This window comes from Aquisalinus luteolus (assembly GCF_009712425.2).
In the GTDB taxonomy this organism is placed as follows: domain Bacteria; phylum Pseudomonadota; class Alphaproteobacteria; order Caulobacterales; family Parvularculaceae; genus Aquisalinus; species Aquisalinus luteolus.
The window spans coordinates 154,875-165,143 of sequence record NZ_VCJR02000004.1 but is presented as its reverse complement, the minus strand read 5'-3'; the positions used below and the strand labels follow the sequence as shown (position 1 = coordinate 165,143).

The following is a 10,269-nucleotide window of genomic DNA, read 5'->3' as shown; positions in this document are numbered from 1 at the left end:
CATAAGGGTGCCTCCTGTTGCGTTGACCTTGCGCTCACATCGTCGCGCGATGTGCGGAGGCCATCCACCCCATCAGGGTTGGCCTATGTTTCCAAAGAGCACGGGCAGGCTCTTTGGTCGTGATCAATCGGCGATACGATTGTATGGTGGGAAGTGGGGCTCAATGCCCCTGCCCCGCCAAGGCCGGGAGGGTCCACGGGAGGCGCGCAGCGGGCCTCTCTGGCAAGATAGCCTGTACTACAGGCTACATCTTGCGATCCCTGCAACGTCCAACGTCTGCTTCTGTACTACAAAGCCGTTGCGGGGTGAGAACGAATTCAGCTTCGCTGAATACATGCTTGCGATCAACGAAAACCCGAGTTCTGAGATTAATCGTGTAGTTCGGTTTGCGATAGAGCAGATGCAGGCTGTCCGAAAATGGTTGAAGCGTCAGTATGCTTTGGCGGAAGAGATATGATCGCTAATCAAGGTCGATGGCGCCAAACTCTGCAAGTTTCGCATCACCTCTCGCAGTTCCAAGTCAGTGTGGTGATGCCGCCGATCCATCTCGCTAGGTTATGTTGTCGAAATCAGCGATGGAACAAAAGAGCCCAAGGATTTTCCTTGGGCTCTCTATTCGATACGGTAAGAAAACTAATCGTCATTATCGCCAAGGATATAGACGTTTTCGTCTGGTTCTTTATAGCCCTCATCCGCAATGCGATCACCCCACTTTTGAAGAAAGCTAGGTAGGTCTTTTGTCTCTCCCTTGGCATATGCAACCATGGGAATAATGATAACCGTGCAATTTTTGGTATCGATGAGCATAATTTCACCTCGCTGAAATTGTTGATGGTCTGCAACAATGTCGAGGTGACTGAACCCTAGTACTCCTTGACAGCTTCAGCAATTGGCCTTACTCACGCAACCTGCTGTTTCTTATAAGATTCAGTGCACCCGAAGCTCTTCTGCTCACTGGAAATTTGTAGAAGATGCTTCACCACGACGACGCCACCTTAGCAAACTTTGCTGGTGGCGTCACTTATTTTTAGGATAAAGCTCCACAATAGGATTTTTCCTAACATCTTTAAGCTTAAATCATGCAGTTATTAGATTCCCTTCGCGGTGAGTTGGGGGGCAGCCTGTCAATCCGGATCCAGATTGAAATGCTCTGCCAACACCTCATTGACATATCGATTGATACTCTTGTTTGATTTTTCCGAAGCGTTATCAATGGCTTCCTTTATGTCCGCCCTAAGTCTCACCTGAAGTTTCTTCAAGGTGAATTTTTTATCCCCCTCGTAAAATGCTGTAGAGTTACAGCTACTAGACATCATTTTTCGATTTTTGGGCTCCAACAAATATTCCTAATTATAAGTAGATCAAATAATTTTATAGCTGAGTATGCCACAAGTGTGAGTGCAATACAGCCACATTAGGAATTGCCTACACTTTATCCACAGATTTTCCCCAGCTGGCCGAGTTCCACAGTCGCGGGAGACACCTCGCCTTAAGAAATTCCTAACCCGCATTGGCTAAAAGCTTACCTGTGTGATACTGCTTTTTAATGGTCGGCTATGGCTTCAAATAAATTATCTGAAGACCAAATTTTAGCGCTCAGAACCCTTCTTGAGTTCGCGCGGGCACGCTTTGCATTGAAAAAGAAAGATATTATCAAGCGACTGAGCTTAGGAGAGAAGGATATTTCAAATTTTTATGCGGGCACTGCCGCGCCCCAAATTCACGATAAAATATTTTATTTTGTCGAGGAGTTTTTTATTCAAAAAGAAAGCGAATTACCAAGCTGGATATACTCAAATCTAAAATTCTTGTATCCATATACATTTTCTCAAAATAAAAATATTGAATATAGTGATCTTACATTAGGAGGAATAATATCAAATCGCTTAGGGCTTCCCGAAAAAGAAATACAGGAGTTTTGCATAAAATATGCTGGAAAATACCAGTTTGTCAGATATGCGGCGCAACCTAAGAGTTACGATACAGCAAAAGATAGAGCCTATGGTATCCTTAGAGGACATTTTGAAATTGATGATTATAATATAAACAATCAATATAGGCTCCCGACATATTCATCCTTTTTTCGTAGAAGAGATCAAGATTTCAACACTCCGCCTGTCAAGGAAACAGGCTTTATAGTGCCTATTGGAGACTATTTTGTCTGCATTGGATTTGAAGAACATAATCAGTATCCTAATTTTCTGTATGCAAAGAATCAACCTTTCAAGATTCATGAATACTTCTCTGCGATAACTGTTAGACGCCATGTCTCAGGCGAAGTTTTTTCTTCACGAATTCTTTTTATTCGTCAAGAACAAGAAAACGAAGCATTAGAGAAAATTTCCGGTGTTTCATATTTCGATCCGAAGCAGCTGGAAATCCACTATCCCGATATACTACATATAAACTCATTACTTACGAATGACGTCGCACAAGAAGGCAGAAGTGTTTTATTTTTAAAGAGTCCTCACGATAGTGATTTTGAGTAACGGTTCTACATATTGAGGCGGTGATATCGCGCTGCATTTTCCGAAAGGTACCGATACAAAGTGGATTTGCCGACTCCGATCTGCGTCGCTGTTGCCGGGACCGATAGCCCACGATTGATGAGGAACAGCGCTTCGCGGAATGTCTCGCCGTCCATCGCGGGCGGCCTGCCGATCTGAACGCCACGAGCCTTGGCGGCTGCCATGCCTGCGCGGGTGCGCTCGATAATCAATGCCCGTTCAAAATGGGCCATGGCGCTGAGTATATGCAGCATGAAATCCCCGACTGGAGTGCCAAGGTCGAAATACTCACACAGCGAACGGAAGCCGATGCCGCGATTATGAAGTGTCGTTACGGTATCGGTCAGTTCGAGCATGGAGCGGGCGAGGCGGTCCAGCCGCCAAACGACCAGCGTATCGCCTTCTTTTAATGCCTGCATGGCTTTGCCATAGCCCGGCCTGTCAAACCGCATCCCGCTGATGCCGTGGTCCTGATAAATCCTGTCGCAGCCTGCCTCTTTCAGGGCTTTGAGCTGTAAATCCAGCGATTGGTCGGCTGTCGAAACCCGCGCATAGCCTATTTTCATGTGGCTCCTCCGTTTTAACTTGCCTGCCTCAAAACGGTTCGGTTGCAGGACATAGAAATTCTCCAAAACCCGCCCGCAGAAACCGTGGCTTTGCGGAGGCTGTTAAAGGTTAAATCACTCATTCCTGATACGGAACGTTTTTGGGAATCTTATCCACAGCATTGTTGCTGACAGGCGTGGCCGGAATTGCCCTGGCTTCAACCTCGTCCGCGCAACACCCGGTCATTGGCGACAAACCAGCACGAGAATTGCTGAACTCCGACCTGCTGGCATTGCCTGACCGGGAACGGCAATCGTGGGTCAATGGAGCCGTAAACATGGCGGCTCAAGTCGTCGCCAAGGATAGGCCGGAAACGGCGGGTTGCCTTCTCAATTGGTTTATCAAAGGCGGAGACGGGCAAATCAAGCTGGCTGAGATAATGGAGCAGTACCCATCAAAACAAGCAACCTCAACGGTTTATGCTGTTGCAACGATGGCTTGTGACGATCTTTAGGGTGCTGGTGGAAAGGCCATAGGCGACGATGGTTTTAGGTTATCATCCATCTGTAAACCGCGTTCGCTATCGAGGTCCGGGTTTTCAATGATCGCTATAGCGTCATCGATCTGCGCCTCAATTTCCTTGATATCCTTCAAGGTCGCTTCGCCGCTCTCCAGTTTTTCACGCCCTGAGTTGATGACCTCATCCTGAATGCGGGCGAGCTGTTCGGCGCGGCGGAGGTACGCCTCGTATTCTGCGAGTGTCAGCGCATCTTTCGGGATGTCATCCGGCAAGTGGTCAGCGGGAATAACGCGCTTGTCTGCCGTGCAGAAGCGCCCGTCTTCCATACGATAGATTGCTGTGCCGTCTTCTGAATGGGCTTGTCTGGCTTCGATCTCGACCCGCCATTCTTCCAGTTCATCAAAAGCCACATCAAGCCGTGTTTGAAGGTCATCCAGCTTGACCATGCAAGCGGCGATTTCTTCCGGCGTGGCAAGGCGGCTTAGCAGCATCATGGTTTGCTGAAAGGCGCGGTCTTTCTCTCGCTTTTCCTGTTCCTGCCTGTCTTTCTCATGCTGGGCTGCAGACCCGATGGCCGGGCCTCCGGCTTCCGCAACGGCTTTTCGGGCAAGTTCCACGCGGTCTTTCTCGGTGCCTTTGGCATCATCGGTGAAGATATCGCTCATGCGCCCTCACCAAAACCGTGCCGGGCTACACCCCGGCTGCCAGTTACGCCATCAGCGTAACTGGCACTCATTCCAGCACGCCCCTTTGTAACCCGCCTGACCCGTAAAAGACCTACACTACAAAATTGCAATATTAAATTCATAACAATCATTATACGGATTGATTGTTAAGGGATTATTAACCAGGGCGGCGTCATCGATCTATCCGTACTACCGGATCGCTATCCCAGCTTGGCGGATACATCTTTTCGAATAGTGCCTTTTGGATATCTCTCAGCCCCTGAGCTCTCGCATGGTCAATCGCTAAACGTAGATTGCAATCGCGAATCCAAGGATCGAATTCATACTGTACTGCAGCTTTGAGAAATGTATCACTACGGTGAATGCACGCAATGTGCATCGGTGTAAGCCCTGACTTTACATCCTCTATGTCATTGAGCGATTGCCCGTCCTGAATTGCCGCCGCTAGCTCTTTGATATCATTGTTGCGAGCCGCCTGGAACAAATCAGGTGGCTGTATTTTGTCACCTTTATCTGTATGCACATTGATTTTTACCATAGCAAATACTCATCGTGCAAATTATTTAAATATTCAATTTGCTCTTTGTTTATCGAATATTCAATATATCTCTTATGATTGAACGCCTCACCTGGAAAAATAGTTGCTGACGTAAATATAAGCTGCTTTCTTTTGCCCCCTTTCCCCCATGGTCGCGTAACGCAAGGGATTATATGGAGTACTTATTCCAGATATGAGTATCGAGGTATCCTGCTCACTCAAAAAACCGTGAGCAGCGCTGTGAAAGAAAGCAGGTTTGGTATTGAATTGACTTCTATCGAATAGATTTAATACCCCATAACTCCAAGTCTTTTTGCCATCATGATCATGCAGTGACAAAGGTAGAAAGTAGCCGAAATATTTATATCCGTGGCGCACGCTTGTATCAAAAGAAAACAGATGTGAGTTTCTATAATATATAAATACCACAGAAAAGCATGCATATTCTTGTGGTTTCAAATATATTGCGCTTCCCAGTTTCTCATCTTCATCTGGAGGGCTTTCCAAGATGAAAAGACGTTCGGAAAAATGACTTACATATTGAGAAACGTTTTTGTCTACATGGCGGCGATCCCCCAAATAGAGAACATGAAAACACTCCTGCTGGAGTTTCTCGCGATAGGCGATCACCCGTTCCGCAGCGATGGAAAAATCGCTGGTCGGATCTAGCAGGTTTTCATGGGTGAAGTGATCGAGGAATTTGAACTTGTCGTCGTTCAGCATCTTCCCATGCCTGACGAACGATTCAAGGTTCTGCCGACTGAGGAGCGTGCTTTCTTCAACAATGCGTGTGCCTTCATACACATCGTATTTGCGCATGATCTGGTTGCGGATTCGGGTCCAACTGTACTCGCCGCCCTCCGTCTCGCTCTTGTAGCGCCGGTATTCCTTGAAAATATCGCGGCAGCACTCCTTCCATTCCACCGGATAGCGTGTCCGTTTTCGGTCGTCGGGATCGCAAACAAGATTTGCGCCAATGCCAACGACGTTTGCGGTACGCGGCGTTTCTTTCGGGTCATGGTCCATGGCGGGAGTTTCACCCTCGAAGCTCCGTGATGGCAAGCCGAAAGGAAGAGACCATGCCAAACAAGACCAAATCCGTCGTTACCTATCTGAACACGAAAGGTACATCCCGCCGCCCCGCGAAGCGGACCACCGATAGCCGCATCCGTACGCCTGCCCTCGATGAAAACTTCATCGGCAAGCATCGCAACAATCCGAAGGGAGAAGAAGCTGTACGGGGGTACGGGCAAGGCCAGTGGAACGAGCTGAACGCCGATCTGCTGCGCCAGGCCGAGATGGACTGCGCCGATATCGACAAGCGCGTCGCCCATTCGGAGAAATGCCTCTCCCAAGCCGAGCGGAAGCTGTCCGAGACCAGCCGCTTTATCAAGCGTGTCGCCAATAGCGGCACCGCTTTGTCGAACGGCAATCTCTTCACCGGCACCAAGCTGCGCGACTGGCAGATGCAGGACAAGGTGACGGCAGGCATCTGCGCCGCCATGGCCGTCATCCTGATGATCATGGGCATGGTCAATGCGACCTCGCTGATGCTCAACTCGGCGGTCACCGTCTTCCTCGATCATCCCTGGATGGCCATGGTCATGTCCTTTTTGGTGCCTGCCTCCAGCCTCGCGGTGAAGTTCGTCTATGACTTCTTCGATACCGACCGACTGCGCAAGCTCTATGCCTGGGGCGTTTACGGCATTGCTTTCGCCATGCTGCTCGGCTGGATCATCCTGTTTTCCGGCACTTATGGCGGGCTGACCGGCGATATCGACTGGGGCTCGCTCGGCGAAACCGGCAGAGGTTCCAAAGGTAGCCTGCTGACAGCTGTCCAGCTCTTCGCCGAAGTCATGGCCGGGGCCGCCCTGTTCCTCGTAGTCTCGACCGTGGCGTCGAAATATTCAGCTGATTCCTATTACGCCAATCCGGAATGGGATGATGCCCGCAAAGCCAAGGTCGATTGCGAAGAGACCCACAAGGCGCTGATCGAAGAACAGAAGAAGGCTCACGGTTTCCGGGACGAGCTTCACGCCGCCCGTTTCGTCTTCATCGAACGCTCCGCAGCTGACTGGTTCAGCCTGCAGGGCCGCGAGCACTGATCCGCAATCCCTAATCTCATGGAGATCATCATGACACAGACCAAAACTATCCGCCGCCTTGCTGCTACGCTGCTACTATCCTCGGCCCTTGTCACGGGGCCTGCCGCAGCCAAGAGCTTTCTGATCGCCCTGCCGGAAGGCATGAGCCACGAGCATGCCGCAGAGATCGTGCCGCCGCTGATGCGCTTCGCCATTGAGGAGACCGAGCCGGGCGAGACCTCGGTGTTCCTGAACGGCCAAGACGGCACGCGTCTCTGCGACATCACCGTGCCGGATCGCGAGTCCTACCGCCACATCAAGGCAAAGATCCAGGCCAATGCCGCCTGTCTCAAGCTTCTGACGGACTATGCCGAGGCACAAAACGCGGGGTCCGGGACAGGCGGGATCATCAATCCGCCACTGATCCTGCGCACCATCGCCCGCAATTACGAGGCTGCTGCCTATGACGGCCTCATCCTGGTCGGCCCGCCAGTCTATAGGGATGAAAAGGAACCGGCATTCACCATGGAGTTCGGCCATGTGCCGTCCGACGCCCATATCCATGTCGCCGAACAACTCAGCCCCTATTCCATGGAACTGGGCGGTGCGTCTCTTGCCGATCTGCCCGTCCATATGCTGTTCCCCGGTGCGGGCTGGCAGAACAATGAACGCCATGAGGCCGCGACGCGGCGCTTCTGGACGTTGGAGGTCGAAGCCATCGGCGGTCAGCTCGTCACCTTCGACCGCGATCTTGCGCAAGGGCTAGTCCGTGCCGCAGGCGACGTTCCGACCATCGCCCATAATTATGTGTTCTCGAACTCCCCCAAGCTGGATATGATCCCGGTCTCTGCCTCGCGCACCGAAACCCGCTCGATCTATGAGCGGGAGGTGACGACTGAGCGCCTGGCACAATCCCAGCTCGGCAGCGTGCGAAATATCGAGATCGGTATCCGCTGGGCCTGCGACTGCGATGTCGATCTCTACGCCCAGCCCTATGAGGAGGCGGAAGTCCTCTCTTACCGCAATCCGCGTTCGCGCGAAGGCGAGTTCTTCAAGGATTATACGGCCTCGCCTGATCTCCTCAACGGGTTCGAACTGATCGCGTTTTCGGCTCCCGTCGATCTGTCGCAGCTTCTGGTCGCCGCCAATCTCTATCACGGCTCCGTGCCTGAGACACTGACCGGCGAGGTGCGGATTTCCATCGGCGAGAAGACCTGGGCGGCCCCGTTCGAGATCGCGACGACGCGCGGCAATGCCGGGGCCGGTTATCTCGATCTGGCCGAGACCCGCTCCGCGCCCAATGCCGCGTGGACGGTGATCGATGTCCTCAGCCTCGTCGGCTGGAACTGACACCCATGGCCGAGGCATCGCAAAACTCCCGGCAATCCCTTAAATCCGCGCTGCTTATGGGCGGCGCGGCGATTATCGGGTTTCATTATGCCGAGTACATCCAAGGTTATCAGGAATACCACCTGATCCGGGCGGTGCTCGCACTGATGATCCTTGCCTCGGTCATGAAGCTGAGCGCGGCGGCCCTGCGCTTTGCCGCAAAGATGCTCGCCTGGCACTATGCCAACCAGTCTTCGGGCCTGAAGGGCACCGCCGGATGGGCAGACTGGCGCGAAATCAAACGGCAATGCTCCCGACGCATGAACGGCATGTTCCTGGGCGCAGTCCGTCACCGGGGCCGCTTTCAACCCGTCGTTTCCGACTTCCAGTCCAATGCGCTGTGCATCGCCCCTGCCGGAACCGGCAAGGGCATCTACACGGTCGTCAACACGATCCTGATGATCGGCCATGCCAAGCTTATCATCGACTTCAAGGGCGAACTCTCTTGCCTATGCAAACCGGCACTGGAAGCGCGCGGCGAAGAAGTGGTTGTCATCAACTTTGCCGATCTGTGGACGGATGTTCTAGGGAAAAGCGCCTATTTCAACCCGCTGATGCTGATCGTCAATCTGCTCTGGGCTACTGGCGGGCTGAAGGATGTCTCCGACGACTGCCAGGAACTGGCAATGCAGCTCTACCCGGAACCATCCAAGGGCGGGGACGATAATCTCTACTTCCGCAATGGGTCCAGGAAAGACCTGACCTTCGCCATCATCTTCGTCTGCCTGGTCTATGATCGTGAGGCGACGCTGGGCGAAGTCGCGCAACTTCTGAATGACCGCGAACGGCTGCTGACCTCCCTGCAGATGGTGTGCGGCGAACTGGTATTGCAGGGCGACGGCGATCCAGAGAGCCGCAAGGCTCCGCCGCTCGCCATCGAGGATGCGCCGTGGATTGGCGAGCATGACGCTATAGACGCCGCCAACTTCATCGCCTGGTTCCGTGCGCTGGCGGCGGGCCTCCATAATCTCATGATCTCCGCCGACAGCCGCACCTTCGAATCCTTCCTCGCCGGGGCGCAGCAGGCTGTCGACCGCTTCAATATCACGACGCGCGTCCATGAGATCACCAGCAAGAGCACAGTCGATCTCAACGATCTCAAACGTGCCGATAAAGTCGTGAACATTTTCGTCGTGATCGACGCCAGCCGCCTCGAAGCGCAGAAGCAGGCGCTCGGCCTCATCCAATGGTGTGCAGCTTTGGTCATCAAGCGCCATGAGGCCAAGCACCGGCCCGTCTATCTGATCTCCGACGAGGCAACCAACTTCAAGCTGCAGGAACTCCATTCGTTGCTGACCTGGGGCCGTGGCTATGGCCTGCGCCACTTCCTGTGTTTCCAGGACGGTTCGGCCTTCATCAAGGTCTATGGTGAGGAATGTTTCGAGACGCTCTTGTCAGAAACCGAGATCAAGCAGTTCCTGCCCGGCCAGCGTTCGCAAAAAATCTTGGACCTGATCGTAAAGCTCCTCGGCGAGCAAAGCGTCATGGCGGCGGGCTATAGCGGCAACCAGAAACGCTTCCGCGACATTGGCGGGCACGATCTGCGTGAGGAAGCGCGCGCCCTGATGACACCCGATGAAATACGACGCTGCGAGCACGCGATTAATATCGTCCGGACCGCCCGGCCCTTCCTCACGGAGCCCATCAGCTTTGCCGAGATCGCGCCTTTTAGGCGGCAGGTCGGGATCAACCCCTTCCACGGCAAGCGCTTCCTCAAGCGCATCAGGCTGCGCCTATGGCGCAAGATGAACTGGAGATTCTGGCATGGCCTATAACCGCAAGACCTCGAAACTGGTGCTCGGCCTGAAGGCGCTCGCCTGGACTTGCGATAACTGGTTCTGGCCCGCCCTCGTGCTGATCCTGCTTGCACCCGCCTCCCCGCACATCCTTATCGGCGACGGATATGGCACATGCGCCTATGCCGGAAGGCTGGGCACGGTTACGGCATCGCCCATTAAGGCATCCTGCCCGATGATCCGCATCTTTTCCGTTTACTGAC

General features: G+C 52.9%; 11 protein-coding genes. 6 read left to right on the top strand and 5 right to left on the bottom strand.

What is annotated here, in order from left to right; translation table 11 throughout:
* Positions 1-633: 633 nt before the first annotated feature.
* On the bottom strand, positions 634-807 hold the full coding sequence (locus tag FF098_RS15890; RefSeq protein WP_155142378.1) for a hypothetical protein: 174 nt from the start codon (positions 805-807) through the stop codon (positions 634-636).
* Positions 808-1,556: 749 nt separating this feature from the next.
* Here FF098_RS15890 and FF098_RS15880 point away from each other — a divergent pair.
* Positions 1,557-2,489: a hypothetical protein gene (locus FF098_RS15880; RefSeq protein WP_155142374.1), complete on the top strand. Its 933-nt coding sequence runs from the start codon at positions 1,557-1,559 to the stop codon at positions 2,487-2,489.
* Between the two features lie 5 nt (positions 2,490-2,494).
* On the opposite strand, the gene FF098_RS15875 is transcribed toward FF098_RS15880, so the two are convergent.
* Positions 2,495-3,073 (bottom strand): recombinase family protein, encoded by a 579-nt coding sequence (locus FF098_RS15875; RefSeq protein WP_155142372.1) that lies wholly within the window; start codon positions 3,071-3,073, stop codon positions 2,495-2,497.
* Between the two features lie 140 nt (positions 3,074-3,213).
* Between FF098_RS15875 and FF098_RS15870 the strand changes: the two genes are divergently transcribed.
* Entirely contained in the window at positions 3,214-3,567 is a 354-nt protein-coding gene (locus FF098_RS15870; protein ID WP_155142370.1) for a hypothetical protein, read from the top strand.
* On the opposite strand, the gene FF098_RS15865 is transcribed toward FF098_RS15870, so the two are convergent.
* From FF098_RS15865 to FF098_RS15855, 3 genes are all read right to left on the bottom strand, one after another.
* Positions 3,564-4,238, bottom strand: a complete 675-nt coding sequence (locus FF098_RS15865; protein WP_155142369.1) for a hypothetical protein — start codon at positions 4,236-4,238, stop codon at positions 3,564-3,566. The two genes, FF098_RS15870 and FF098_RS15865, sit on opposite strands and share 4 nt — an antisense overlap.
* 193 nt (positions 4,239-4,431) lie before the next feature.
* Positions 4,432-4,797 carry an ankyrin repeat domain-containing protein gene (locus tag FF098_RS15860; RefSeq protein ID WP_155142367.1) on the bottom strand — a complete coding sequence of 122 codons (366 nt, stop codon included), beginning with the start codon at positions 4,795-4,797 and terminating at the stop codon, positions 4,432-4,434.
* An 87-nt stretch (positions 4,798-4,884) separates the two neighbouring features.
* Positions 4,885-5,823, bottom strand: a complete 939-nt coding sequence (locus FF098_RS15855; RefSeq protein ID WP_155142365.1) for a hypothetical protein — start codon at positions 5,821-5,823, stop codon at positions 4,885-4,887.
* Positions 5,824-5,876: 53 nt separating this feature from the next.
* Here FF098_RS15855 and FF098_RS15850 point away from each other — a divergent pair, with 53 nt between their 5' ends.
* Genes FF098_RS15850 through FF098_RS15835 form a run of 4 tightly spaced genes read left to right on the top strand, consistent with a single transcriptional unit; the run spans position 5,877 to position 10,268 of the window.
* Positions 5,877-6,902, top strand: coding sequence for a hypothetical protein (locus tag FF098_RS15850; protein ID WP_155142363.1), 1,026 nt, complete (start codon positions 5,877-5,879; stop codon positions 6,900-6,902).
* 30 nt (positions 6,903-6,932) lie between these two features.
* The gene (locus FF098_RS15845; RefSeq protein ID WP_155142361.1) at positions 6,933-8,231 is read left to right on the top strand and encodes a hypothetical protein; all 1,299 of its coding nucleotides are present in this window, start codon (positions 6,933-6,935) and stop codon (positions 8,229-8,231) included.
* A 5-nt stretch (positions 8,232-8,236) separates the two neighbouring features.
* Entirely contained in the window at positions 8,237-10,045 is a 1,809-nt protein-coding gene (locus tag FF098_RS15840; protein ID WP_155142359.1) for a type IV secretory system conjugative DNA transfer family protein, read from the top strand.
* On the top strand, positions 10,035-10,268 hold the full coding sequence (locus FF098_RS15835) for a hypothetical protein (protein WP_155142358.1): 234 nt from the start codon (positions 10,035-10,037) through the stop codon (positions 10,266-10,268). Before FF098_RS15840 ends, FF098_RS15835 begins: the two co-directional genes overlap by 11 nt.
* Position 10,269 lies beyond the last annotated feature (1 nt).

Bases quoted from the DNA above. Each gene is read 5' to 3' on its own strand.
- FF098_RS15890 (WP_155142378.1), bottom strand. From the start codon at position 807: ATGCTCATCGATACCAAAAATTGCACGGTTATCATTATTCCCATGGTT.
- FF098_RS15880 (WP_155142374.1), top strand. From the start codon at position 1,557: ATGGCTTCAAATAAATTATCTGAAGACCAAATTTTAGCGCTCAGAACC.
- FF098_RS15875 (WP_155142372.1), bottom strand. From the start codon at position 3,073: ATGAAAATAGGCTATGCGCGGGTTTCGACAGCCGACCAATCGCTGGAT.
- FF098_RS15865 (WP_155142369.1), bottom strand. From the start codon at position 4,238: ATGAGCGATATCTTCACCGATGATGCCAAAGGCACCGAGAAAGACCGC.
- FF098_RS15860 (WP_155142367.1), bottom strand. From the start codon at position 4,797: ATGGTAAAAATCAATGTGCATACAGATAAAGGTGACAAAATACAGCCA.
- FF098_RS15855 (WP_155142365.1), bottom strand. From the start codon at position 5,823: ATGGACCATGACCCGAAAGAAACGCCGCGTACCGCAAACGTCGTTGGC.
- FF098_RS15850 (WP_155142363.1), top strand. From the start codon at position 5,877: ATGCCAAACAAGACCAAATCCGTCGTTACCTATCTGAACACGAAAGGT.
- FF098_RS15845 (WP_155142361.1), top strand. From the start codon at position 6,933: ATGACACAGACCAAAACTATCCGCCGCCTTGCTGCTACGCTGCTACTA.
- FF098_RS15840 (WP_155142359.1), top strand. From the start codon at position 8,237: ATGGCCGAGGCATCGCAAAACTCCCGGCAATCCCTTAAATCCGCGCTG.
- FF098_RS15835 (WP_155142358.1), top strand. From the start codon at position 10,035: ATGGCCTATAACCGCAAGACCTCGAAACTGGTGCTCGGCCTGAAGGCG.